The sequence below is a fragment of the Streptomyces lydicus genome (assembly GCF_000717345.1).
Classification (GTDB): domain Bacteria; phylum Actinomycetota; class Actinomycetes; order Streptomycetales; family Streptomycetaceae; genus Streptomyces; species Streptomyces lydicus.
The window spans coordinates 1-218 of record NZ_JNZA01000119.1; the positions used below are offsets into that span (position 1 = coordinate 1).

The following is a 218-nucleotide window of genomic DNA, read 5'->3' on the forward strand; positions in this document are numbered from 1 at the left end:
CCCCCACCTCGGCCACCGCACGGGCCGCGAAGGCGAGGTTCTCCAGCGCGAGACGGTCCTGCTCCTCGGGCGAGACACCCTCGACCCGGTTGCCGTACAGGGCATTGAACGTGGTGCAGCCCAGCGACCGGGCGAACTCGATCGCCACCGGCACATTCGCCCGGAACCTCTCGGACTCCTCACCCGGCACCGACAGGGCGCCACGATCCGGACCCGGC

At 71.6% G+C, this 218-nt stretch carries 1 pseudogene; it reads right to left on the minus strand.

From position 1 onward, the window contains the following. Window positions 1-218, minus strand: a pseudogene (locus tag OO62_RS36250) (TIM barrel protein); the annotation flags it as partial.